The organism is Roseibium sp., from assembly GCF_051016195.1.
In the GTDB taxonomy this organism is placed as follows: Bacteria; Pseudomonadota; Alphaproteobacteria; order Rhizobiales; family Stappiaceae; genus Roseibium.
This window is the reverse complement of sequence record NZ_CP134616.1, coordinates 3180087-3205523: the sequence shown is the minus strand read 5'-3', so window position 1 is coordinate 3205523 and position 25437 is coordinate 3180087. Positions and strand designations below refer to the sequence as shown.

The 25437-nt window shown below is 58.7% G+C and carries 21 protein-coding genes and 1 tRNA gene; 4 read left to right on the top strand and 18 right to left on the bottom strand.

Annotation, left to right across the window (positions count from 1 at the left end; all coding sequences use genetic code 11):
• Positions 1-639: 639 nt before the first annotated feature.
• Positions 640-1254, bottom strand: coding sequence for a GNAT family N-acetyltransferase (locus RDA78_RS14580; protein WP_434056019.1), 615 nt, complete (start codon positions 1252-1254; stop codon positions 640-642).
• A gap of 152 nt (positions 1255-1406) precedes the next feature.
• Here RDA78_RS14580 and RDA78_RS14575 point away from each other — a divergent pair, with 152 nt between their 5' ends.
• Positions 1407-1682 (top strand): flagellar biosynthesis protein, encoded by a 276-nt coding sequence (locus RDA78_RS14575; RefSeq protein ID WP_434056018.1) that lies wholly within the window; start codon positions 1407-1409, stop codon positions 1680-1682.
• Between the two features lie 9 nt (positions 1683-1691).
• Here the strand turns inward: RDA78_RS14575 and flhA are convergent, their stop codons facing one another.
• The 9 genes from flhA to RDA78_RS14530 form a co-directional block, all read right to left on the bottom strand.
• Positions 1692-3872: a flagellar biosynthesis protein FlhA gene (flhA, locus tag RDA78_RS14570; RefSeq protein WP_434056017.1), complete on the bottom strand. Its 2181-nt coding sequence runs from the start codon at positions 3870-3872 to the stop codon at positions 1692-1694.
• 83 nt (positions 3873-3955) lie between these two features.
• Complete coding sequence (gene flbD / locus RDA78_RS14565) at positions 3956-5308, bottom strand: sigma-54-dependent transcriptional regulator FlbD (RefSeq protein ID WP_434056016.1); 1353 nt, start codon at positions 5306-5308, stop codon at positions 3956-3958.
• A 10-nt stretch (positions 5309-5318) separates the two neighbouring features.
• The gene (gene fliN, locus RDA78_RS14560; RefSeq protein WP_434056015.1) at positions 5319-5654 is read right to left on the bottom strand and encodes a flagellar motor switch protein FliN; all 336 of its coding nucleotides are present in this window, start codon (positions 5652-5654) and stop codon (positions 5319-5321) included.
• Positions 5651-6343, bottom strand: a complete 693-nt coding sequence (locus RDA78_RS14555) for a FliH/SctL family protein (RefSeq protein ID WP_434056014.1) — start codon at positions 6341-6343, stop codon at positions 5651-5653. The genes fliN and RDA78_RS14555 overlap by 4 nt, the downstream gene beginning before the upstream one ends.
• Before the next feature lie 44 nt (positions 6344-6387).
• On the bottom strand, positions 6388-7437 hold the full coding sequence (fliG, locus tag RDA78_RS14550; RefSeq protein ID WP_434056013.1) for a flagellar motor switch protein FliG: 1050 nt from the start codon (positions 7435-7437) through the stop codon (positions 6388-6390).
• Positions 7437-9050, bottom strand: a complete 1614-nt coding sequence (gene fliF / locus RDA78_RS14545) for a flagellar basal-body MS-ring/collar protein FliF (RefSeq protein WP_434056012.1) — start codon at positions 9048-9050, stop codon at positions 7437-7439. The genes fliG and fliF overlap by 1 nt, the downstream gene beginning before the upstream one ends.
• 312 nt (positions 9051-9362) lie before the next feature.
• Positions 9363-9638 carry a DUF1153 domain-containing protein gene (locus RDA78_RS14540; protein WP_029065927.1) on the bottom strand — a complete coding sequence of 92 codons (276 nt, stop codon included), beginning with the start codon at positions 9636-9638 and terminating at the stop codon, positions 9363-9365.
• A gap of 377 nt (positions 9639-10015) precedes the next feature.
• Positions 10016-10675 (bottom strand): flagellar hook assembly protein FlgD, encoded by a 660-nt coding sequence (locus tag RDA78_RS14535; protein WP_434056011.1) that lies wholly within the window; start codon positions 10673-10675, stop codon positions 10016-10018.
• A gap of 34 nt (positions 10676-10709) precedes the next feature.
• Positions 10710-12890, bottom strand: coding sequence for a flagellar hook-length control protein FliK (locus RDA78_RS14530; protein ID WP_434056010.1), 2181 nt, complete (start codon positions 12888-12890; stop codon positions 10710-10712).
• A 359-nt stretch (positions 12891-13249) separates the two neighbouring features.
• Here RDA78_RS14530 and mnmA point away from each other — a divergent pair, with 359 nt between their 5' ends.
• Together mnmA and RDA78_RS14520 are read left to right on the top strand one after the other, a co-directional pair.
• The gene (mnmA, locus tag RDA78_RS14525; RefSeq protein WP_434056009.1) at positions 13250-14428 is read left to right on the top strand and encodes a tRNA 2-thiouridine(34) synthase MnmA; all 1179 of its coding nucleotides are present in this window, start codon (positions 13250-13252) and stop codon (positions 14426-14428) included.
• A gap of 114 nt (positions 14429-14542) precedes the next feature.
• Positions 14543-14619, top strand: a tRNA-Met gene (locus RDA78_RS14520).
• A 47-nt stretch (positions 14620-14666) separates the two neighbouring features.
• Here the strand turns inward: RDA78_RS14520 and RDA78_RS14515 are convergent.
• The 7 genes from RDA78_RS14515 to RDA78_RS14485 form a co-directional block, all read right to left on the bottom strand.
• Complete coding sequence (locus RDA78_RS14515) at positions 14667-15977, bottom strand: protoporphyrinogen/coproporphyrinogen oxidase (protein WP_434056008.1); 1311 nt, start codon at positions 15975-15977, stop codon at positions 14667-14669.
• A 94-nt stretch (positions 15978-16071) separates the two neighbouring features.
• Entirely contained in the window at positions 16072-17328 is a 1257-nt protein-coding gene (locus RDA78_RS14510) for a capsular biosynthesis protein (protein WP_434056007.1), read from the bottom strand.
• Positions 17329-17375: 47 nt separating this feature from the next.
• Positions 17376-18674 carry a capsule biosynthesis protein gene (locus RDA78_RS14505; RefSeq protein ID WP_434056006.1) on the bottom strand — a complete coding sequence of 433 codons (1299 nt, stop codon included), beginning with the start codon at positions 18672-18674 and terminating at the stop codon, positions 17376-17378.
• A gap of 45 nt (positions 18675-18719) precedes the next feature.
• Positions 18720-19376 carry an ABC transporter ATP-binding protein gene (locus RDA78_RS14500; protein ID WP_434056146.1) on the bottom strand — a complete coding sequence of 219 codons (657 nt, stop codon included), beginning with the start codon at positions 19374-19376 and terminating at the stop codon, positions 18720-18722.
• Complete coding sequence (locus RDA78_RS14495) at positions 19373-20143, bottom strand: ABC transporter permease (RefSeq protein ID WP_434056005.1); 771 nt, start codon at positions 20141-20143, stop codon at positions 19373-19375. The genes RDA78_RS14500 and RDA78_RS14495 overlap by 4 nt, the downstream gene beginning before the upstream one ends.
• A gap of 46 nt (positions 20144-20189) precedes the next feature.
• Positions 20190-21641: a lipopolysaccharide biosynthesis protein gene (locus RDA78_RS14490; RefSeq protein WP_434056004.1), complete on the bottom strand. Its 1452-nt coding sequence runs from the start codon at positions 21639-21641 to the stop codon at positions 20190-20192.
• Positions 21642-21847: 206 nt separating this feature from the next.
• The gene (locus RDA78_RS14485; protein WP_434056003.1) at positions 21848-22999 is read right to left on the bottom strand and encodes a polysaccharide biosynthesis/export family protein; all 1152 of its coding nucleotides are present in this window, start codon (positions 22997-22999) and stop codon (positions 21848-21850) included.
• Between the two features lie 63 nt (positions 23000-23062).
• On the opposite strand from RDA78_RS14485, the gene RDA78_RS14480 reads away from it, so the two are divergent.
• A complete protein-coding gene (locus RDA78_RS14480; protein WP_434056002.1) occupies positions 23063-24046 on the top strand; it encodes an SDR family NAD(P)-dependent oxidoreductase in 984 nt (327 codons plus the stop codon).
• A 40-nt stretch (positions 24047-24086) separates the two neighbouring features.
• Here the strand turns inward: RDA78_RS14480 and RDA78_RS14475 are convergent, their stop codons facing one another.
• Complete coding sequence (locus RDA78_RS14475) at positions 24087-25424, bottom strand: aminotransferase class I/II-fold pyridoxal phosphate-dependent enzyme (RefSeq protein ID WP_434056001.1); 1338 nt, start codon at positions 25422-25424, stop codon at positions 24087-24089.
• Positions 25425-25437 lie beyond the last annotated feature (13 nt).

Below are 25437 nucleotides of genomic sequence, written 5' to 3'. Positions count from 1 at the left end.
CGCTTAATCTTTTGCCTCAACGTCATCCTCGCCAGTCAGTCAGGACGAGTGAGGCACCGCCGAATGCTGATCCGGAAAAAAGTGGTCAACGTGAGCGCCGCGAACCCATGTCGTAGCTGCGCTTGTCTGGAAGGACGGTGTTTCCTTTGTTTTGGTCTTTCTGCACAAAGCTTGCGTGAATTGTTTCAAAAGAAAGCGCTCTGACAGCGCCGTCAAACATTGGTCAAGCCCTCACCCTCCGGCACCGCCGCTCTCCGTCGGTCATTCCGGACAAGTGAGGCACTGCCGAACGCCGATCCGGAAACCAGAGATCAGCGTGAGCGCAGCGAACCCAGGTCGTAGCTGGAATGGTTCAAACCGCGCCATCGGCACAATTTCTCACACCAAGGTCATCCCCGACTTGATCGGGGATCCAATCCAGATCTCGATAGCGACCGGCTTGATAGATTGGTGAATCGATTGCAGAGCCTTGCTGGCGCGCATCTTCGGCTCTGGATACGAGTGGATCCCCGATCAAGTCGGGGATGACCGCGGAAATTGCTCTGAAATGGACGATGCGAACTTATCCCGCTTCATCCCGAGGAGGGCCGACAGGCCGGTCTCGAAGGCTGGGCACTTTGCGCCATTGCCGCGTACCGCCTACCCCTTGATCACAGGTACATGCGGAGCCGTCTCGTGCGGGTAGAGCCCGAGAAGTCTCGGGTCGTCGTCGATCTCGATGGACCGCTTGTAGGGCTTGAAGCCGCAGGACGTATAGAACCTCATCGCCTGCGGGCTGTCACCAGTGCAGGTATGCAGCCAAAGGCGCTTGGTTTCCGGCCGCGACCAGGCGATGTCGACAGCCTGCGCCATCAGCCAGCGCCCGAGACCGCCGCCGATCGCGTCCGGAACAAGACCGAAATAGGAAAGCTCGGGTTCTTCAGGGTTGCCAAACTCCAGTTCCAGCGTTCCGATTGGCGTATCGCCTTGCATGGGCAGGTAGTTTTCGCGCACCGGGTCGGCCAGCATTTGACGAAGTTCTTCGTCCGTATGGGTCAACCTGCCGAACCAGATCCAGTCCTCGCCCACCTGCCGGAACAGGCGCCGATAGGCCTCAAGATCCGGCTCGTGCCACCTGACCAGTTCGAGATCATCACGCGCCGTCGCAAGCGGTTTCGCCGGCGCTTGCAGCATTTCCAGAAAGGTGACGACAAAGGCGATCTTGCCGTCAGGCACGTCCGTGTATCCGGTCAGGTTGAGCGTTTGGTCAGGCATGAGACGATCCTGGATCAGAAAAGAAAAAGCGCCCGATCGGCTTATCAGCTGGTCCGGTTTTGACCAAGTGCGCCAGTTGCGGTTTGCACGCCTTTAACGCTTCATTAACCACGTCCTGAGAGATTGAAACCGTATCCAGGAAAGATGCGCTGATGCCCAAGGTCGGAAATTACGTCCAGAGAGACTATCACAGCAAATTCCGGTCGCAGGGAAAGTCAACCTGGTCCGACTACAACCAGGCATGGTCCAAGCGACGCCAGGCATCCGCGCAGAAGATGCAGGAACTGCGCGCCCTCGCCAGCAACTTCAATGTCATCGGCACCCAGGCCTCCCAGGCCAACACCGCCTTCGTATTCCAGAACCGGAATCAGGCCGGCCCATACGCCAACGCGACAGCGGTCGCCGCGCGTGTGAACGTACTGGTTTAACTACTTCAGTCAGATCGACCCGACCGTCTTCAGCTTGATGCGTGGATGAACCTCGGCCTGGCTCATGATTGTCGTGTGCGCGCGGAAGCGCTCAACGATGGAGCGAACGAACGGCCGGGTTTGGGGCGACGTCAGGAGCACGGGAACTTCGCCCTGCTGGGCGGCTTCCTCGAATGCATCGCGGACCTTGCCGACGAAGTCCTGCAGCTTGCTCGGCTGCATGGCCAGCTGGCGGTCGTCGCCTTCGCCGACAATCGATTCCAGGAACGCCTGCTCCCACTGAGGCGACAGCGCGATCAGCGGCAGATAGCCGCCCGGAGACAGGTTGGAGGCGCAGATCTGCCGGCCGAGCCTGGAGCGCACATGTTCCGCGATCGTGTCGGTGTTCCGCGTCATCCCCGTCGCCTCGGAAACACCCTCCAGAATGGTGCCGAGATCGCGAATGGAGATCCGCTCGTCCAGAAGCGCCTGCAGGACACGCTGGAGACCGGAAACGGTGATCTGGGAGGGAACCAGGTCCTCCACCAGCTTGGCTTGCTCGCCTTTCAGTTCCTTGAGCAGCTTCTGGACATCGCCGTAGGTCAGGAGTTCGCTGACATTGGTCTTGATCGTCTCGGTCAGATGGGTCGAAAGCACGGTTGCCGGGTCGACGACCGTGTAACCGCGCAAGGACGCATCCTCGCGGTATTGCGCTTCCACCCAGGTTGCCGGAAGGCCGAAGGTCGGTTCCGTCGTGTGCGTGCCGGGCAGTTTTACCTGACCGCCCGCCGGGTCCATGACCATGTAGTGGTTCGGGTAGAGGATACCCCGGCCCGCCTCGACTTCCTTAACCTTGATAACGTAGTCGTTGGCGCCGAGCTGGATATTGTCGAGGATACGAACGGGCGGCATGATGACGCCCATGTCGCCGGCAACCTGGCGGCGCAGCGCCTTGATCTGCTCGGTCAATATGTCTCCGTCGCCCTGGGCCTTGCCGTTGATCAGCGGCAGCAGTGCATAGCCGAGTTCGATCCTGAGTTCGTCCATCTTGAGAGCGTCGGTGATCGGCGGTTCGGGGGGCGGCTTCGGCGCGGCCTCGATCGCCTTCTCCTGGGCAACCTTGACCTCCTCCTTCTTCTTGTTCGCACCGACCCGATAGGCGAGGTAGCCGGCAATCCCGGCAAGCCCCAGAAACGGCACCATCGGCATGCCCGGCAGAAGCGCCAGGATGACCATGACGGCCGCCGACATGCCGAGGGCTTTCGGATAGCCGGTGAACTGGCTGGACAGCGCCTTGTCGGCCGCACCATGTACGCCGGCCTTGGAGACAAGAAGACCCGCGGCGGTCGACACGATCAGTGCAGGGATCTGCGACACCAGACCGTCACCGATGGTCAGAAGCGTATAGTTGTTGGCGGCTTCGGAAAAGGTGAGCCCCATCTGGGCGACACCGATGAAGATCCCGCCGAGAATGTTGATGAACGTTATCAGAAGACCGGCGATGGCATCGCCGCGAACGAATTTCGAGGCACCGTCCATGGCACCGAAGAAGGAGCTTTCGTCCTCCAGCGCTTTCCGGCGCGCCTTCGCCTCGCCCTCATCGATCAGCCCTGCCGAAAGGTCGGCATCGATGGCCATCTGCTTGCCGGGCATGGCATCCAGGGTGAAGCGCGCGGCAACCTCCGCGATGCGGCCCGAACCTTTGGTGATGACGACGAAGTTGACGATCACCAGAATAGCGAAAACGATGATCCCGATGACGAAATTGCCGCCCATCACCAGGTTGCCGAAGGACTGGATGACGTTACCGGCCGCCGCGGTACCTTCGTGACCGTTCGACAGGATAAGCCGGGTCGAGGCGATGTTCAGACCCAGGCGGAGCATGGTCGCGATCAGGAGCACCGTCGGGAAGGACGAAAATTCGAGCGGCTTCTGGATGAACAGCCCCGTCATCAGGATCATGACGGAAAAGATGATCGACACGGCAAGAAACGTGTCGAGCATCATCGGTGGCATCGGCAGGATGAGCAGGGTCAGGATGACCAGGATGCCGGTCGCAAGGCCGACATCGCCCTTGCGCAGCGTATCGATCACTTCCTGAACGCCCGGCAGACCCGATACGCCACCACCCGGTTGCTTTGGTGCCGCCGCCGGTTGTTCGGGTGCGGGTTCAGGTGCCCCGCTCTGTCCGCCTGCTGCCGTATCCGACATTCTTGTTTCCGGTTCCTGACAGGCGATCGACTAGAAAACAACCACGCCGTAAAATGCTTGAACTACTGCTTGAACTGCTGCTTTCAGGGCCGCGCTTCGCCCGGAGCGGGCACGCTAATCCCTTCATCGGTATACTGATTCAGCTTGTTGCGCAGCGTGCGAATGGAGATTCCCAGAATTTTCGCCGCATGCGTCCGGTTGCCCAGGCAATGATCAAGCGTATCGAGAATGAGGTCGCGTTCCACATCTGCCACCGTGCGTCCGACGAAGGATCTGGTAACGGCTTCGGCTGTCTCGGCCGCCCGCTGCGCCGGTCCCCTTGAAACAGACAGGGGCGATCCGTCCGGCATGCGGATCGCCTCGACGCCGATCTCCGGGCCGGACGCCAGCAGAATGGCCCTGTGCATGGTGTTTTCAAGTTCGCGCACGTTGCCCTGCCAGGGATTGGACATCAGGGCCTGGCGCGCCTCCACGGAAAGCGGACGCGGCGGCACACCGTTGGCTTCGGCATAGTGCTTGATGAAGAACTGGGCGAGTTCCATGATATCCGCCGGGCGTTCACGCAGGGCCGGAAGCTTGAGATTGACGACATTCAGCCGGAACAGGAGATCCTCGCGGAACTGTCCCTGTCGGACGCTTTCGGCAAGATCCCGGTTCGAGGTCGCCAGGATCCTGATATTGACTGGCACCGGACGCGTGCCGCCGACACGGTCGATGACACGCTCCTGGAGTGCTCGCAGAAGCTTGGCCTGAAGACGGACATCCATCTCCGAGATTTCATCTAGAAGCAGTGTACCGCCGTCCGCTTCCTCGAACTTGCCGATGCGCCGTGCGACCGCGCCGGTAAAAGCGCCCTTCTCATGACCGAACAGTTCCGATTCAAGCAGATGCTCGGGGATGGCGGCGCAGTTGATTGAAATGAAGGGCTTCGAGGCACGGTTGGAGCACTTGTGCACGTGCCGCGCGATCACTTCCTTGCCCGTACCCGACTCGCCCGTGATCAGGACCGATGCTTCCGACGGCGCGACCTGCTCGGCCAGCTTGACGACATTTGCCATCGCCTCGTCGCGGTAGATGAGGTCGCCCCGCTCCTGCGCCACGGCATGAAGCACGGCGGCGATCATCTCCGGATCGGGTGGCAGAGGAATATACTCCTTGGCCCCGGCCCTGATTGCCGAAACCGCTGCCTGTGCATCGGTTTCCACGCCACAGGCCACCACGGGCACGTGGACCCGTTCGTCCTGAAGCTTGCCGATCAGCCCGGCAATATCGAGATGCACTTCGACCATCAGCAGGTCGGCGCCGCGGCCGGACCTGAGTACCTTGAGCGCGCCTTCCACGTCATCGGCGTGGGTAACCTGCGCGCCCCCCTGCATGGCGATCTTCGATGCCGTTGTGAGCTGACCGCCAAGTGTTCCGACAATGAGCAGACGCATCTGAGTTTTCCTATCGGTCGGTCTTGATGATTTCCGTCATGGTCACGCCCAGCTTGTCTTCAACAAGAACAACTTCACCGCGCGCGACCAGACGGTCATTGACGTAGATATCGATTGCCTCCCCGACCTTCCGGTCAAGTTCCAGAACGGTTCCGGAGGCGAGTTTCAAGAGTTCCGACACATGCATGCGCGAATGTCCGAGAACGGCCGATATCCTGACAGGAACATCGAAGACGGCTTCCAGATCCGCAGCGGATTCCGGTGACGGTACGTCTTCGTCCTCAAGACTGCGTTGCGGAGCTTCCAGTTCGTCAAGCGGGATATTGGTATCTTGCTCGTCGCTCATGCGTCAGTTTCCTTTTCCGCCGAAGGTGCGGATGAAATGCCTTTCGTGCCCGCGCCGCGCGCACGCAGATAGCCTCGAATGCTTGTGTCGATCTCGTTTTCGAGCGCCTTCCGGTCACGCTTGATCCCGCCGTCGGCCCACTCGATATGGCAGTCGCCCCGCCCGATTTCCGGTTCACCGAGGATCACGAGGCGGCCGTCGAAGCCTTTCTCGTGCACGATCGGATCCACTTCGGACTTGAGCCCTTCAACATCTTTCTCCGCGATCCGGATGACCAGGTGCGGTGCTTTCCTGAGCGGACCAAGACATTCTGACACCAGCGCAACGGTTTCCGCCAGCGGCTGGCGCGCAATGAGGTGTGCACAAAGACGCCTGGCCACAAGAAATGCGAGGCCAACGGCATCTTTTTCCTGCACTGCAAGGCCTTCATCGATCTGCTCGATCGCCTGACCGACAGCATCAACCAGCCGATTGACTTCCGCCGTCAGCAGCGTTTCCTGCTTGGTCTGAAGATCGCTGAGTGCCTGTACGCGCCCTTCCTCAAAAGCCCGGGCCTTCGCATCGGCAAGCAGCTTCTCATGGTCCGCAAGCGGTATGGACGGAATTTCCGGTTCGGGCGGCGCAACAACCTCCGGCTCCTCCGGCTCGGAGAAGTCCATGTTGAACAGAAATTTAGACGGGTTGGTCATGCTGCCCATTCTGTTTTCAGTGCCTGCCGGTCGCCCAAGTGCCATCAGTAGATAATTTCCTCATCGCCCTTCGACTTGGAAATCATGATTTCGCCTTTCGCGGCCAGATCCTTTGCCTTGTTCACCATGCCGGTCTGCGCCTCGTCGACGTCGCGCAGCCGCACGGGACCAAGCGCATCCATGTCGTCTTCGAGCAGCTTCGCCGCGCGCGAAGACATGTTTCCGAAGAAGAATTCGCGCGCCGTGTCGGTGGAACCCTTCAGGGCGATCGCCAGTTGGTCCTTCTCCACGTGGCGCAGCAGCGTCTGACAGCTCGCCGCATCCAGCTTGAGCAGGTCGTCGAAGGTGAACATCAGCGTCTTGATCCGGTCCGCCGCCTCGCGATTGTCCTCTTCGAGCGCCGCAAGGAACCGTGCCTCGGTCTGCCTGTCGAAATTGTTGAAGATGTCCGCCATCATCTCATGGCTGTCCCGGCGCGACGTGTTCGTCAGATTGGACATGAATTCCACCCGGAGCGTCTGCTCCACCTTTTCAAGAACTTCCTTCTGGACCGCGTCCATCCGAAGCATGCGGCTGACCACCTCAAGCGCGAGCTCTTCCGGCAGGATGCCCAGCACGCGCGCAGCGTGGTCGGAATTGATCTTGGATAGAACCACCGCGACGGTCTGCGGGTATTCGTTCTTCAGATAGTTCGCGAGGACATTCTCCTGAACGTTGGAGAGCTTTTCCCACATGTTACGTCCGGCCGGTCCGCGGATTTCCTCCATGATGACGGACACTTTTTCTCCGGGAAGAAAGTTGGCCAGAAGGCGTTCGGTTGCATCCACGTTGCCCGTCAATGAGCCTCTTGAGCTGACCCGGCGAACAAAATCCTTGAAAAGGTTCTCAAGCATGTTCGGCGTCACCGGCCCAAGATTTGCCATCGCGGCCGAGACCTGCCGCACTTCGATTTCGTCGAGCTTTTCCCAGATTGGCGAACCGTGCGATTCCCCCAGCGCAAGCAGCAGAACCGCCGCCCGCTCCGCACCTTTCAGTTCACGGTCTTCCTCGTCCGCGCTGATCGTGAGGTGTTGTTGAAGTTGATCGCTTACCATCAGGCCGCCTGCTCATCCAGCCAGCCGCGTACGATTGTGACGGCTTCGGTCGGATGATCCTTGATCATGTCACCCACTTTCGCGATCGAACTCGCCTGCATCGCCCCTTCCTGCTTTGCCTGCTCGAGCCATTCAATCACGAACTCGTCTTCCATATCCTCGTCCTGTGGCACGTCCGTCTCGACGACAAGCGTTCCGTCAGGGCCGATCATGAGTTCTTGCGGCTGTTTTTCTTCCGGCGTGACGATGCGGCGGAGCAGCGGCCGCACCACGAACAGCAGCAGCAGGATCGTGATAAGGAACAGAACTCCGAGTTCGGCGAACCGGATGATGTCGTCCCGCGTGAACTCGAACAATCCGTCGCCTTCAGCCAGAAGGTCGTCCTGGGGCGGGAGTGCGAACTGCAAATTGACGACTTCGACCAGATCACCGCGGTTTTCGTCGAAACCGACTGCCGAGCGCACCAGCACCGAGATACGGTCGAGGGTTTCCTGCGGGCGCGGGGTGTAAACCGAGTTGCCGTTCCCGTCCGGCTCATAGGTGCCGTCGACAAGAACAGCCACGGAAAGTCGCCTGACCTGCCCGGCCTCCACCACCTCTGTCCGCGTCGAGCGCGAAATCTCGTAATTGACGACTTCCTCCGTCAAGGAGGCTGTATCCCGCCCGCCTTCTTCCTGCTGCGCCTGCGCGTTCGGCAGCTCGTTTCCGACGGTAACCTGACCGTTGCGGCTGACCGAAGAGGTTGCCTCTTCCTTGGTCTGCGTAGACCGCACGACCTGCCCTTCCGGGTCGAAAGTCTCCGTGGTCTCCGTCAAGCGGTTGAAGTCCACTTCCGCGTTGACGCGCACACGCGCCCGTCCGGGCCCGACGATCGAGTTCAGAATTTCCTCGACCTGATTACGCAAGCGGCCCTCGATCGCGACGGTCCGCTCCTGAAGCGATGTGGACACCATGTCTTCGTCGCTGGCACCGGCACCGGATGCGAGCAGCCGGCCGCTTTCATCGACAATCGACACCCTGTCAGGGTCCAGACCATCGACAGCCGTTGCGACGAGATGCTGAACGGCGCGGATCTCGCCGGGGCCAAGTGCGCCGCGCACATTCAGAACGATTGACGCGGATGGCGGGCGGCGGTCCCGCTGAAACAGCTGGCGCTCGGGGATCACCAGGTGAACGCGCGCGGCCTTGATCCGGTCCAGCGAGCCGATCGTCCGCGAGAGCTCGCCTTCCATCGCTCTTAAGTGATTGATGTTCTGCACGAAGCTCGTCGCACCGAGCGTGTCGCTCCGGTCAAAGATCTCATATCCGATGGAACCACCGGTCGGCAGGCCCTCGGCGGCAAGCTGCATCCGCAGCCGTGCAACCTGATCTTTCGCAACGAGAATGGTCGCACCCTGGCGGGTGAGTTGAAACTGGATGTCCTGGCTTTCAAGCTGACTGACGATTGCGGCGGAATCCTCGAGAGTCAGCTCGTTGTAAAGGGTCGTCATCTGCGGAGCGGTGACCCGGAGAATGATAAAGGCGAACACACCCACAAGGATCGCCGCGACCGCCCCCATGGCAGCAATCCGCGCAGGACCCAAAGTCTTTATGAATTCAATTATACTGTTCACGAATGCCCGCCCGCATCTGAAACATGTCCAAGCCGTTATTGTTGGAGCCGGCTCGACACGCCACACCCTCGATGGGCAAAATTTGCCGCCCAGACGGTTAACAACTGGTTAACAGCTTCGGGCTCAATTTGGCGAAACGCCGGTTTTCCGGGATTTCGGGAATTGCAAATCGCGAGCGAGGTGGGGAAAAAATGCCCACTTCATTAACCTTTGGATAAAACCGGGATGAAACAGGGCAAATAAAAAAGGCCGGGAAACCCGACCTCTTCATTCGAGCCGTAACACGGCCCGTAATACGCTGATTGCGGAGGATCAGCCTCTGTATTGCTGGATGCGCGTGGCGCGCAAACCTGCAAGCCCGTGCTTTTCGATGGAACTCTGCCAGGAGAGGAATTCCTCCACTGTCAGGGTATATCTCTGGCACGCCTCTTCGAGCGACAGGAGACCCCCGCGAACTGCGGCGACAACTTCGGCCTTACGACGAATAACCCAACGCTTCGTCGATGTTGGTGGCAGATCCGCAATTGTGAGCGGGCTACCATCGGGGCCGATGACATATTTTACACGCGAACGAATTTGTTCGGTCATTGTACTCTCACACTAACCATGACCAAGGTGAGATGAGACTACAAGACGACGCTTAACAAACGCCTAAAGCAAAATTCTGTTTTTATTAACTATAAAATCTAAATTTAGTGAATGATATTTAGGAAGTGATAAAGAAAATACCTAAAGTTATTAACTGTATTGCATGGTTCTGTTAACCATGAATTTCTGCGCGTGCATTTTGCGAGGCATATCGAAGGAAACGGATAACCGGAGGTCGGCGTGGAAAATCGGCAGCCCGGAAAAAATCTGCCCGCCTTTCCGGTTTGCCGGCCGGACGGCGGCTCAAACCGGATATTTTCGCCGACTTTCCAGAAAAAGAGGCTCAGCCCGGCGAAAAACCGCACTGAACCCGCGCATCAGGAGGGAGCCGAGACGGACGTCACCGAAGAAATGGGAACGCTCTGCCCGCCGATATTCAGGACGACTTCCGACCCGGAAAGATCAACACTGTCGACGATGCCTTTCGTCTCCGTTCTGACCGTTTCACGGTTGCTGGCGGCGTCCCGCACATCGAAGGCGATGGTGTAAAGACCATCGGCAGCTTCGCCGCCTGCGGACAACTGGCCATTCCAGGTTACGGTCCCCGAACCGGCTCTGAGATCCGCGTCTCCGGTATAAACCACAACCCCGCTGGAATTGCGGACTTCATAGGTTCCGGTCGCGTCCTCGCCGATATCGTAGCTCCATGTTGCCTGGCCACCGGACAGCGTCGTGGTGGACGCGTCGGCCGTGACTTCGTTTCCGATATAGCCGACATAGCTCATGCTCATGTTGCTGCCGAGCATGGCGATGATTTCTTCCAGGTTCTTGTTCTGCTGGATCGACTGTTCGACACTCGAGTATTGCACCAGTTGGCTTGTGTATTCCGCGGAATCCATCGGATCGAGCGGGTCCTGGTTCTGGATCTGGGTCGTAAGAATACTCAGGAACAGCTCGTAGTTGGCCATGAGGCCCGATTGGCTGGCCGAGCTGGTGTCCTGCGAAGTGGTACTCGTACTGGAAGAAACGGTTGTCACGCTATGCTCCTTGGATGACCCGTCATCCCGTTCGTCAAATCTTCACGTCGAGGCCGCCGCGGCTCTCGGCAAGTGTCAGCCGGATGACCGCTTCGGCCTCCGGATCCATGTCGTCGCTCTCCGGCGTGCCCGCATCTTCCGTCAGCTGTGCGGCCTGGTCGTCCCCACCCTCACCTGACGCGAAATCACGTCCGCCATCCTGCCTCAGCGAAAACTGCAGGTTCTCGGAATTCGTGCTGAGCCCCGCAGCTTCCAGGGCCCGTTCCAGCCCGCGTTGATCGCGCAGGAACATGTCCAGGGTCTCCGGACGCTCCACGATAAGATGCGCATGCACACCGCCGTCAGCGCCGACGCGCATGTTGACATCAACGCGGCCGAGTTCCGGCGGATCGAACCGCATCTGGAAGCGGGTCTGACCGTTCTTGAGGTTTCTGGCGATCTCCGCGGCAACTTGCGTCGCAACCTGCCCGGACTGGGCCTGACTGGGTGCCTGCAGGCTTTCGGTTCTGACAGCCCCCTGCGTTTCGCCGCCGCGTATGGTCGCCGTGAAATCGCCGGTCGCAGACAGTTCAAACGGTATGATCACGCCCTCCGGATCCGCAAGCGGAAGCTGTGCCGCCGGCACAGCAGCAGCCAACGGCCCGCTTCGAGGACGCGCGTCAGCAGGGCTCTCCACCGTCGCCGGGGCGGAACTCGCACCGGTTTGAGGACTGCTGCTCGAAGCCGGGGTTTCCGAGATACCTCCCGGCGCCGGGGTCTTGGTCTCCTTCACCCCGGCCTCCGGTCTCAGGGAGACCGGCTCAAAGCCATCGGGCGCAGTTTCGGCGGAAGGCGCATTGGCGACTTGCGTTGTCAAAGGCTCAGCACCGGCACGTTGCGGCGCCGGCCCTGTTACCTGTGTCGGCGAAGCATTTTCCGATTGCGTGGCCACATTTGCGGGCCTTGCGGCAGGCGGCAGATCGGGCACATCCGCAATGTCATCCGCGAAAGGCTGCCTCACCCCCGCCGCGTTCTCGGGCAGGACAATTGGATTAGCCGCGCCTGTTGCCGGTACGCCCAGGGTTTGCGCCCCGGGTCCAGCCAGTGAACCTGCAGGTGCTGGCACCGGAACCTGGTCTCCGGCCGACACCGGAACGGCAGGCGCTTGCCTCGGCAGAACGATTTCCGCAGTCCTTTGGAATGCCGGAACCGGCGCGCGCAGTTCGCTCGGAAGCTCACTCTGCCAGCGGCGTCCGTTGGAAAGCGGAGATGCAGCCTGCGTCTCGGGTGCGAGCGGTATCACGCCCTGAGGCCGCTGCCGGGGCTCGGCAAGCACCGGCCTGCTGGTCGCCTGCGCTGGATCGGGCACTTCCGCGTTCGGCAGCGGAGACGCCTCCGTCTTCAGAGGAACCGGCTGAGTTGCCGGAGCTGTGCTCTGCAATGGCGCAGGTGCAGGCGAAGGAGCAGTTGCTTTCAAGGATGCCGCTGGCGCGGGAGCCGTGACCTGCAAGGGTGCTGCAGGCGTGGAAACTGTGGTTTGCAAGGGCGCCAGAGGCGCGGGCACCACGGTTTGCAAAGGTGCCGCAGCCGCGTTTGGCAAGCTGACCGCCTGGGCAGTGCGGCCGGCCTCTGATGATTGTGCAGGCAGGGGCTGCACGGCGGTGTCCGCGGGCCGTGCCTCTGGTCCACGAGGCAGAACACCGGGCGGCACAACCGGCAGCGGCACCCGGGCTGTCTCGCTGGCTGATGACGGCAAAACATCCGGCAGAACCGGCAAATCCTGCAGGTCCGGCGCGTCCGGCAAACCAGTTTCAGGCTGGCCCGCAGGCTGACCTGCCGCTTGGCCGGCAGAAGGAACAAAAGGCCGAGGCGAGGGAGCGGCCGCACCTGTCGGCAGCGGCGCTTCAGCAGCACTTTGATTGCCCCCGGGGGCCGGAGCGGGGGCCGGAGCAGGCACCGAACCGTCCGGCACGGCCACCTCGGGCACCGCACCGTCTGCCGCCGGGGCCGGCCCGGCTTCATCCGGATTGAAAAGGGCGGCAAAGACGAGCGGCAAGTCACCACCGGCGAACTCGGTACCGTCCTGCGGCGCGGGCACACCGTTCGTGGTGATGTCCGCGAACGCGCTCAGCTCTGTTTCGAAATCAGATTTCCCGATCGGTCCGCCAGCCGGTTTTGCCAAACCAGGAAGCGCACCCGTACCGGCAGCCAGAGCTCCGGCAGATACATCGGTCATCAGTCCAAATGGCAGCAAATTCGCCCCCGAAGTCTTCGCCCTGCACGCAAGGCACATTTCGTCGGCAAAAACAAAGCAAGCGGCAGGCCAAGTCATTGAACGAGGTAACGCATTGTTTAAAAATAATAATTTTTGGAGTCGAAGCTTTGCGGCGTTGTGGCAGGGCGGCAAGAGTTGCCGATCCGGCAAAGCATGCCTGCTGTGCTCTGCCTGCAATTGGCATCGCCTGATCCTATCTGTATAGTGCCGCCAACGATGAAATGGCCCTGGGTTGGCGCGCACAGATCGTCATTGAATGATCGGCGACCTGGTTGAACGGTCCGCCGCCGCCAAGGCCGACGCTTCTGGAAGTATGGAAAATGGGAAACAGTCTTGATCTGCCCGGTCGCCCGGAGGATACGCGGGTTGTCGTCGCCATGTCCGGCGGTGTTGACAGCTCGGTTGTCGCGGCGCTCATGAAGGCGGAAGGGTACGACGTCATCGGCGTCACCCTGCAACTCTACGATCACGGCGCAGCTGTCGCCAAGGCCAAGTCGTGCTGCGCTGGCGTCGACATTCATGACGCGCGCCGCGCGGCGGAAAAAATCGGCATTCCGCATTACGTGCTCGACTATGAAAGCCGTTTCAAGGAGCAGGTCATGGACCGGTTCGCCGACAGCTACATCGCCGGCGAGACCCCGATCCCCTGTGTGTCCTGCAACCAGACCGTCAAGTTCACCGACCTGCTGAAGACCGCACGCGACCTCGGTGCGGATGCCCTGGCAACGGGTCACTACGTGCGGTCGGCACAGAACGGCAACAAGCGCGCGCTCTTCAGGCCGGCGGACCTTGACCGGGACCAGAGTTACTTCCTGTTTGCGACCACGCAGGAGCAGCTGGATTTCATCCGGTTCCCGCTCGGAGGCATGCCCAAGTCGAAGGTTCGCGAACTTGCCACCGAGTTCGGCCTGTCGGTCGCGAGCAAGCCCGACAGCCAGGACATCTGCTTCGTTCCCAATGGCGACTATGCCGAGGTGATCCGCAAGCTGCGGCCCAATGCGGCCGAACCGGGCGAGATCGTCCACATGGACGGGCGTGTGCTCGGCACCCATGACGGCATCATTCATTTCACCATCGGCCAGCGCCGCGGCATCGGCGTTGCGACGGGCGAACCGCTTTACGTTGTCCGACTGGATGCCGACAGCCGCCAGGTGATTGTCGGCCCGCGCGAAGCGCTCGCAACCCGAACGATCCTCTTGCGCGAAATGAACTGGATCGGCGACCAGCCGCTCGATGAAGGTGATGAAGTCGAACTCTTCGCCAAGGTCCGCTCCACGCGCCCGCCTGCTCCGGCAACACTGCGCCTGCTTGGCGGCAAGGGCTTTGTCGAGCTCGCAAACGGGGAAACCGGCGTCGCGCCGGGCCAGGCCTGCGTCTTCTTCGACAGCGACAACGACACCGCCCGCGTGCTCGGCGGCGGATGGATCCACAAGACCGAGCGTTCGGTGTCCGCACCGGTCGATTTTCCACAAGCCGAGGCCCCGGTTTCGGCGGCCTGAAGCGTGAAAAAAGTGTTTGCGGTGAGGCACTCATTCTGCGCTTGACGCCTGCCCGCAGCCTCACTATAAGCACCCCACATCGCGCCGGCCTCGATTGACGCCGCGCGCCCGGTTGGCGGAGTAGCTCAGGTGGTTAGAGCAGCGGAATCATAATCCGCGTGTCGGGGGTTCAAGTCCCTCCTCCGCTACCAAATATTTCCCGTGCGATCCGGAGACGCTGGCCACAACCCCCGCTCCATCACGGCCCGGCGTTTCGTGACGATAGCACGTTCTTCACGGCTCTTTCTGCGCTCCAGAGCGCACATTCCATGTATCCGCCGGAAAGGTAGTCTCCGCAAAATTCAATGCCGCGCCGGCGATCCACCTGATCCAGAAAGTCCCGCGCCCTTGCGTTATGGCCCAAACCCATCTGGGGAATCGCGTGGGGAACCTTGTTGACATGGGTATGCAAAATGTCGCCGTCCAGGCGGCCGAACGTGTGCGTGAGTTCCCCGGTCACCATCTCCACGATTTCGGCTGCTGACAACGAGATCAGGTCCGCGCTCGCGGGATGGCAGATCCAGGCCTGCAACACGCCGCCGCCGCTCTTGGTCATAACCGGATTTTTTTGCGAAGCATCGACACAGAAGCTCACGAGCCGCCCGGGTTCCGGCCGGAAAACATAAGACCAGATCCGCTCTTCGAGTGGCCGGTCAAGAAAGAGCGTCACGACGATTGCCGGCGGCTGCCAAATTGCGGAAAGAAAGGCGCGTTCATGCTCCCACTCTTGCGGCAAGAGGATTGCGCTGGCGGCAGGCGGTGTCGCCAGAATGACATGGTCGGCATCCACTTCGGTCCCGTCTTCCAGCATCATCCCGCAAATGCCGGACCCGTCCTCCAGAACGCGCGCCGCAGCGGTTTGAAGTCGAACGGTCAGATCCTCGGCAAGCCTTTCATGAAGGGAGGCAATGCCGCCATCAAGGGTCAGGTAGTCGGTCAGCACGATGATGCGCATGAGGCGGACCACATGGAGAAGAGACTCCCGCCGGTCCTCCGGTTCAACCAGTGCTCCGGCCATGATGAGCGCGCGCGCGTTGTACTCCCATTCAAAAGGATCGCTGAAGGCATCGCGCGCCGATACGTCGTCAATCGAAACGCCCTGCAGGACCGCGAACGGATCTATCCAGTTCCGAAGCAAGCGCCAGGCACCGGCGAGGTTCATGCGCACGTTGGCGGCAACCGACCCGGACGCGATGTAGGGAAACCGGTGACCCGTGACGAAGGACCCTTGTTTTACACGATCATCGAAGAAGCGCGTCTTTCCTCTGATTTTGCGCAGGTTCTGCGCCAGACCGACGGAATCCATCAGTGCATGCGCACGCCGGTAATTGCTGTGAAAATACTGGGTTCCAACATCAACAAGTTCGTCCGTACCGGGCCGGCGGATCGTTTTCGCCCGTCCGCCTACGCGTGCGGACGCTTCGAATACCTCGACCTGATGGCCCGATCGCTTCAACCAGGTTCCGGCCGCAAGCCCGGCCAGACCTGCGCCGACGACGACAACTTTCAATCTTCCGAAACTCCCCGAATTCATTGTCGGTTCACGTACCCATTACCAGGCGCTTTCCATAGCAGAAACGTCTCCCGGGCGCTCGCGGAACCTTTCAGCCATGAGCGGTGGCATAGGTAACGCCCATGCGGGCCGCCTTTGCCAGTCTCGGCGGCTCGGAAACGAAAGCGCCATTGGCATTCAGGGTCCTGTCGGCAAGGTGTTCGGCCATCGCTCTTGCCGCGAATTTCAGGCCATCAGGATTGTAGAGCGATCCGCGCACCTGGATTGCACCGGCCAGGGCGCGGCGGAGATCCTCGAACAAGTGCGCATCCGGTGCCCGGGCATTGACCCAGAAGTCGTCGAGGTCCCCCTGGAAGGTCAGTCCAGCGATGTCGTAGATCGTCGGCATGACGGAGATAGACGGGCAGCCTGCAGCAAGAGCGTCAAACCCGGCGGAACTGTTGACCGTGACAAAGCCCAGGGCGCTCTTCGACAATTCGGTGAGATTGCCGGCGTCGATGAGAACAATTCGTCCGTCGAGATCAAATTCCTTTTCAACCGCTCTCACGCATTGTCGCAGTTGCCGATGCCGGTATTCGAGCGGATGGGACTTGAGCACCAACAGGCTTTTCCGGTCCGCATTGCGCGAAAAAGAGCGCGCCATGAAGCGCAGCGCATCGCCCGTGTCCGTGAAGGGGGAGTGTTCGCGAAGCTGAAAATCACCCGCCAACTGCAATGCCACAAGGTAGTAGGCAGCACCGCTGCGCCTCACTTCATCGATGAGACGCGCCGAACGGCGTTCCCGTTTTTTCTGGGTCAGCCTTGCCCATAGCCACCCGCAATAGACTTCAGCACGGCTTTCCGGCCGGTGATTGCGATAATGGGGAAACAGCGGCCACATCAGTGCGTTGAAGAGGGTGAAACGGAGCTCCTGCGCGACGAGGCGCCAGCCTTCACTCGGGAACCTGACACCTAGATCCGGGGGACCGTAATGTGCTGCGACCGCCCTGATCCGGTCCGGTTCGATCGGAAAATGCGAAAGCGTGGAGCATGCGCCCCGCTCCAGCGTCATCCAGTCCGGCCGGAGGTAACCCAGTTCGGTGGCGGCGACATCGACCCCGTGTGCTCGAGCAACCCGTGCGGCCACAACGTGGTAGTATCGGCGGTCGCCATGGAAGATGATGTCGGTTACGCCCCTTGTCTCTATCAGCCGCTGAAGGAAGGGTTCCCATCGGTCCGGCCGTTCGCGAAAATTGATTGCTTCGGAGTGTTTCCAGTCGACGGCGTCATTTCCGCAGAAATTGACCCGCAGGACCTGGTAACCAAGCGACTTCAGTTGAGCGGCAATTTCGGAATAGAAAGAAGACAACGGGCCTTGCAGGAACAAAAAACATCTTTCCCGCTTCGAGGCCGAGGTCATGACGCCCGGTGCCAATAGCTGTCTTCGGGGATCGATATGCCGACCCGCCTAGCCTTTTCAAGGCGCGGCGGCTCGTTGAGAAATGCGCCACATCCGTTCACGTCACCTTCGACAAGACGGCGAACGAATTCCGGGATCGCCACTTTCCGGCCTTTGCGAGAAAAGAAGTTGCCCTTCACCTGGATGCTGGCAGCAAGAAGCTTCACGAAGGCGTCGACCAGCGCACGGTCGGGTTTTGAGGGCGCTGCCCAGAACTCATCGAGTGATTTCTGACAGGTCATCTGTACAACGTCGTAAATGGAAACGCCGAGAACTTTTACGGGGATGCCCATCCTGAGAGCCGTCAGTCCCGCGGTGCTGTTCAGGACGACGACACCGGCCGCGTGCTTGAACAATTTCCCAAGGTCGCCGCCATCAATCACCACCACCTTGTCCGGGCACTGGAACGCCTGTGCCGTTTCGCGAATGACCTTGGGCCAGTTTTCGATGTTGTTGTCCAACGGATGGATCTTGAAAACCAGCATCTGATCCGGTTTGCATGAGCGCACAAACGACCCGATCACTTCGGTGACCATTTCGCTCAGGTGCCCGTAACCGGCATGGTTGCGAACCTGATAATCGTTTTGCATCTGCATCGGCACGACGAAATAGGGTCTCGTGCCTGCCGTCAGTGTCTCGACCGTGGCTTGCGCCTTGGTCTCACTGAATCGCCGCCTCAACAGCCGCGGCACGTAACTGGGATAATCGATAAACGGGTGGTAGTACCGGTCTCGTTGGTAGTGCCGGAAAAAGAACGGGAAACAGGCCGGAATAAAGTTATATGCGACTTCATTGGTCGCCTCGGCCAGAAACGTGTAGGGGTAATGTCCACCGGGCATGGCGCCCTTGAGTTGCGCAGCCAGTTCCCGAATGACAACGGGATCGTCCGGGAAATGGGAATAGGGACCCATTGCGCCGCGTTCCAGGGTGATCCAGTCCGGCCTGATATAGCCGAATTCGTAGGCGTAGGCGTTGATCTTCAGTTCCCGCGAAATGCTGTAGGCAATCCGGTTGTAGGGACGCTGATCGGAATAATAGACGATGTCGGTGATCTGTTCTTTTTCGACATAGGACCTCAGGTATTGAGGCCAGTCGGAAAGCTTCCCGCGGTAGTTGTCGGCGCCGAGGCCGAGACGATACCCCCAGTCTGCGAGAGAAAGATTGATTATCTTGCAGTCAATGCCCTGCGCCCGCATGTACCGGATGACTTGTCGCCCAAACAATGAGGGGTGGGACTGAAGGAAAAGAAATTTCATGCGGCCTTAGTTTCAAATTCTCACGTCGGTTTCGCCATTACACACTCAGACAGCCTGATTTTCTTCGTGTTGGCGTATAGCGTCTTCAACGTCGTCATACAAGGTCAACCTTCCGTTGTCTAAGACACATCCTGCATCACAGAATTTTCTGATGGTTCCAATTCCATGTGAAATCATGATGACTCTCGAGTGCACCAGCTTGTTTTCAAAAACTTCATCGCATTTCCGGCGAAACCGTGTGTCGCCCACAGCGGTGATCTCGTCGATAAGGTAGTAGGTGAAATCAATCGCCATGCTGACGCCGAACGCAAGCCTTGCCTTCATGCCGCTGGAATAAGTGCTCACCGGAAGCTTGAGGGATGCACCTAACTCGGAAAAGTCTTGCACGAAGTCGATGATTTCCTCCGTGTCCTCACCATACATTCGGGCAACGAACCGAATGTTCTCCATGCCGGTCATCTGTCCATTGAAACCACCGGAAAAACCCAACGGCCAGGATACTTTGGCATTGCGCTTTATGCGTCCCCGGTCCGGGAGTTCAGCACCCGCGATCAGCCTCATGACCGTCGATTTGCCCGCACCGTTCTGACCAAGTATCGCGACATTCTTGTCGGGCGGCAGTTTCAGGGACAGGCCGTCCAGGATGACCTTTCTGACGCCGCGCAAACGATACGCCTTGTGAACATCCATGAATTCGATCATCCGATGCGCTTCTTTCGATAGAGCCGCTCGCCCGCGAATCCGATCAGAAGCAACACGAACGCCACGGAAAGCACATATGGTTTGCTCAAGACACTGCTGTTGTAGTTCGGGTAGTATCCCTCCCGCATCCATTCAACCAGATGCAGCACAGGGTTCCACGAAAGCACCGAAACGATCTCGGTCGGAAAATTATCCGGTATGTAAAAAATTGCCGACATGAAGAACAGCGGACGGCTGTAGATTTCCTCGATCTGCTTCCAGGTTTTGAAAACGCTGTATATCACTGCGTTTGTCGTTCCCATACCGATCCCCAGCAATGACGTCGCGACAATAGCCTGGAACACCTGGTCCGGATGTGCGGGCAGACTTGCCAGATCCAGAATAATCAAGCCCGTGTAAAACAACACCATGACGAGGATGTAAGTTGCCACTATCAGCAAAGCACGCGCGATCAGAACGTCGGTGGCTTGCACAAGGGGAAACAACATCAAGGGCTTGTTGGCATCGAAAGACAGCATCAGCGACCCGGAGAGCTTCTTGTATAGCTCGAATGTCAGGAAGCCCGTTGCGAAGAAGAGCGCGAGGCTGGATCCGAAAGGAGGCGGGTGGCCAATCGTGGTGAAAATAGCCGTGAGAACCGCGATCCCGATCGCCGGGTTCAGAATCGCCCAAAGGTAACCAAGCTGCGATGCACCAAAAGTCGTTCGTGTCTCGCGCAAAATCAGAGCGCCAATAACGCGCCCCTGGGTTATCAGAACGTGCTCCATTTTAGCACCAAGTCGCTCTTCAGCCATCGTATCCAAACGGCCAGCTTTACCTAAGGTGATCGCGGACAGAATAAACGATCAGTGTTCCTATACTCCAAGCTACAAGCAGAGCGATGAAAAACAGGAAGATATTGAGAATTCGCCGCGGATAAATTGCGTCCTCAGGATAAGATGGTGTGCTGAAAACGGCAAGATAGCGTTGTTGACGATCCGCTTCCGCTCTTGCGCGTTCCAACGAGGCCAACGCCGTTACATACGCTTGCTGCGCGAATTCTGTTTCGACTTGGAGCGCTTCGTAGTCCGCCAGCAGCGACGACAAGGGAGTGCCAGCATTTACGCCAGCTGTCGCAGCCTGCGCTGCAGAGCCCCCAGCATCTGCCTCTGGTCCGCCGATTTCGCTTTGTTTTGCCACGATCTGTTCCAACAGCGCCGCTTCTTGCCGCTTGAGCTGCTGAACCGCTGGCGAATTGTCATCAATCGTTCCCTTCAGAACAGACAAGCGTGACCTGACCTCGATCAACTGTCGTTCCAGTCCAGCCATCAGCTCGATCTGAACTTCGGCGTTCTTGGACGGATCGATCGCGCTTTCCACTTCACGGAACTTTCTCAGCTGATCCCTGACGACCCGGAGACGAACTTCTGCCTTCGACACCTCTTGCGTTGAAAACTTCACCGCATCTCGTCTGGCTTCTTCGGACAGCCTGTTAATCAGCTCTGCGGCGTATTTCAATATCAGAGCGGCTATTCGCTGCGCGTCGTCCGGATCAAACGCCTCGACTTCAAACGTGACTATGCCGGAAGTGCTGTCGAAGCTCGGAGTAATCATCCATTCCCAATAGTCGACGACATCTTCAATCGGTGCATCAACATCCAGCCGATAGAGGAAATCTACCGAATCGCTGCCGTAGGCCGACCTGAATTCGTAATCGTCAATCAAGCGCTCGACCAATTCCCGGCTCTGCAAAAACTCCAGCAGAATATAGGCATCCGTAGTGGTGCTTCCGGTGCTGGCGAGACCGGTCAAGGCGCCAAGGAAATCCCCCCCGACCGACGCCACACCATCTACACCACGAACCGCAAACCCGGCACCGGCGACATACCGGTCGGACGCGATGAACGCGAAGTACAACCCCCCGAGGAAGCCAGGCAACAGAACAGCGAGAAAGAGTGAAGCAAATAGCAGTCTCCGTCGGACCTGTTGCGGACGGAGTATTCTGACGTTCGCTGCCGGGTTCGAAAGCGTGGCGCCCTTCACCGGCAAAGGAATAACCGGGGCGACCTTACCTACTTTCTCAGCAAGCTTTTTGGCACCCTGTTTCACGATTTCCGTCTGTTTGACAGCCGGCAGCTTTTCAGTGTGTTGACCAGGCGCAACCGGCAAGTTGTCTGCTGCCGTCCTGTCGGACTGCGGGTTTTCAGCGGCCGCGTCACCAGCAATTTCAGCATTTGCCGGTTTTTTGGCACTGTTTCCGGAATTTTCCTGAACACTACCTGCCACGCAACTCGCCACCTTCAAAAACCGGCACGCTCGTGCCAGACATACACTGCGCCCGCAGACACCGGGAACCCAGTTTCAGTCGAAAAACTAAAAACGGATTTAATTCACACATCACGCCGCACTTTTGATCTTTTCAGACCGATAGCACAATCTGAAGTCGATCCAAACGCCATTTCTATACGGTTACCCCTCTCAGGTAATCACGATCAAAATGTGACAACGCTCGTGGAAGATCGTCCGACGGCAAGGACATTGATCAGGATTCGAGTGAATTTGTTTAGCTCTGCGCCGTAAGCGTTTGAAACATAGATAACATCTTTGTCACGAACGTTGAACGACTGCGCATAAAAATAGGATGGCGCTGCTCGCATGTTAATCTGATAGATAACCGGAACCGGGCCTGATGACGCGATCTTGGCATCGGGCTTCATGCTACGGACAAGACTGGGACTCTCGTATCGGAAAACATACAACCCGACGGAATTCGCCCGTCCGTCCGCAAGGCCGCCAACCCGGCCAAGCGCCTCAATCAGCGAGACTTCACCGGCTTGAAGCGGATACTCACCAACCTTTGGAACTGCACCGAACGCGGTGAATGTCTGAGGCGTGTGTGCCAGATAGACCTGATCACCAGGTTGAACGTAGATGTTCTCTCCCTGGTTCTCGAACACTGTCTTCAGCAACTGACGGCCCTGTTTAGACCCCCTGATGAAGGTCACATAGGTCTCACTGGCCTTTTTCGCGTTTCCGCCTGCCTTGGCTATCACGTCAAGAAGCCGCTCGCCGCGCAGGGCCAGGGGATATTGACCAGGACTGTTCACGGCCCCGCTTACCAACACGAGACTGCTTGCATTGTCCGCGAGCGTAACGACGACCTGAGGATCAACGGCCTTGCCTCCAAGTGCAATCTGAATGGCCTCCTGGAGACGCTCTACCGACTTGCCTGCAGCGTGAACCTTCCCGACATAAGGCACGGTAATTGTTCCGCTCTGGTTGACCACAAACGGTCCCAATTCGGCCCGGCCACCGTTTTCAGCCCTCGAAAACAATCCTTCTTCGCCCGGTTCCCAGACAACCACCGAGACAGTGTCACCAATCCCGATGATGTGGCTCGGCGCCCATCGTTTGCCCGGAAAATACTTGCTGAACCCGGTTGGGTGATACCCTCTGAGCGCAGCGATTGACGAACCGTCAAGTGTTATGAGTTCAAAGCTCAGACCGCTCGACCTGGGACCCGACTGGGCCTCTATCTCCGCAGACGTCGGCCCGGATGCAGGAATAATCGAGCAAGCCGCCAATCCCGACATCACGCAAATCGTCAGAACCAGGTAAGCGCAGGCAGCAACTACGCGCTGCATCGCATTTTTTTGCCCGTGGGGTTTCGCCATCAATGAGTACCAGAACAAGCCGCTGTAGTTGCTGTGTTTTCACATTCCGATAGCTTATCGAACATCCGTTTACAATATCCGAACCCCAACCTATCGAACAAAAAAAACTGGCCCGTGACTGACAATTTTGACGATTTTCCTAGGTGCCGCATGGTAATGGGTTTGCCGTCGTCCTGGTGCAATTTTCATTCGGTGCCGATAATAGTTCAGACATCCCCCGCGATGGTGGTAAAAAAGAAACAAATGCAAAGAAATTCCGGCTCGAACATTCTCATCACGGGAGCAAGCTCCGGCATTGGTCGCGCACTCGCCATTCGGTTCGCTGAGCCGGGTGTCAGTTTGTATTTGTGCGCACGGAATCTGTCCGCACTTCAGAACACCAGCGATGCGTGCCGGAATGAGGGCGCAAACGTGGAAATCGCGCAGGTTGACGTGAGACAGAATGAGGCAGTCAAGGCTTGGATTGACCAGATTGCAGAGAAAACCCGTATTGATCTGGTGATCGCGAATGCAGGCGTTCTGGGCTCGCATGGCGAAGAACGGTGCTTTGAAGATACGGAAACGGCACAACTGCAGATTGCCACCAACCTTGGAGGAAGCGTCAACGTCGTGACGAGCGTTGTTCCCCACATGCAGAAGCAGAAAGGCGGACAGATTGCACTCATCAGTTCGCTTTCCAGCCTGCAACCGATTGCCGACATGCCAGCATATGCCGCCTCAAAGGCCGGCCTGAACGCATACGGCGAAGCGATCAGTTTCTTCCTTCATGCAGACGGGATCGACGTGAGCGTCATTTGTCCGGGCTTCATAAAATCGCCGATGGCGGAGAAATACGCCAGTTGGCGGCCACTTGAAATGACAGCCGACAAGGCGGCAGCCAGGATCAAGCGGGCAATCGCCAGGAAACGCGCGTTCTATGCATTCCCACTTGCTCTATACGCGGTTATTCTGCTCGGGAGACTGGTCCCCTGGCGTTTACGGCGCCTCACCACAAAGGGATTCAACTACCAGCGTTAACGCGGACGCGGGCCGCTCCGGTTTACCGATGAACACGCTCTCACAACGGAATCTGATCGAGCAAGACCGGGTCGCTGTCATATTCCCTGGACACCTTCGCCAGAGCTTCTATTGCAAGATCAAATTGCTCTTCGGTGTGCTCCGAGGTGATGAAGTAGCGCAGTCGTGCCGCTTTTTCAGGTACCGCTGGAAATATGATCGGGAGGACATTGACGCCTTCCCGTTCAAGACGGGCTGCCATAACGGTCGCCTTGATCGAATCTCCGATCATCGCGGGCACGATCGCATGGCCCTGGCTCACGCCTGTGTCGATCCCGGCCCGCTTTGCTGCATCTAGAAAATACCGGCCATTTCCTTGCACGCGACGGACACGTTCGGGATCCTGTGCCATAACATCCAGCGCTGCACTCGCTGAGGCGGCCAATACCGGCGAAAGCCCCACGCTGTAGACAAAACCGGATGCCGTGAACTTGAGGTAGTCGACAAGATCGCGTTTTCCCGCGATGTACCCCCCGCAGCTTGCGAGCGTTTTGGACAATGTGCCCATCCAGATATCGACCCTTTGCGGATCAATTCCAAAATGTTCCGCAATTCCGCCGCCGGTTTCACCCAGTATTCCGATGGAATGGGCTTCGTCCACCATCAGCCACGCGCCATATTTTTCTTTCAGGGCGATGATGGCGGGCAAATTGGCCGTATCGCCGTCCATCGAGTAAACACCTTCGACAACGATCAGCGTTTTCGCATGCCGATCTGCACGCTTTTTCAAGATGGTTTCGAGTGCATCGAGATCGTTGTGCGGGAAGACCTGGCGAACGGCTCCCGACAACTTCGCACCGGTGACGACGCTGTTGTGTATGTAGGCGTCGTGAACGATCAGGTCGTCGGACTGGAGGAGATGGCCTATGGTCGAAACATTTGTTGCATGCCCGCTCACGAAGGCCACAGCGTCCTGAGCACCATGAAGCGCTGCCAGTTTTTGTTCCAGTTCGCGATGAATGACCCGCTCGCCGGACACGACCCTGCTGGCGCTGGCCGACAGGCCGTAACGATCGATGGAGTCCCGTGCGGCGTTCAAGACATTCGGATGTCCATTCAACCCCAGGTAATCGTAGGATGCGAAGTTCAGCAGCTCTCGTCCATCGATGACCGCCTTGGCACCGGCACGTTTCTCATGGGCCCGGAAGAAAGGATTTTCGATCTGTAGGAGATCCGCAGCAGCTTTCTGAACCCGCATTTGCTGAAAGCCGGGCAGCGATGTGAAGGAGGGCGCTGCAGTTTTTGGCGGGGACGGATCAGCCTGGTTCGGAAACTCATCCGTTCGCTGCTTCGAGCGGCGCGCCCACTGAAGGGCGGTCTGCCGATCATGAGCACCCAAATGCCCCTTTCCC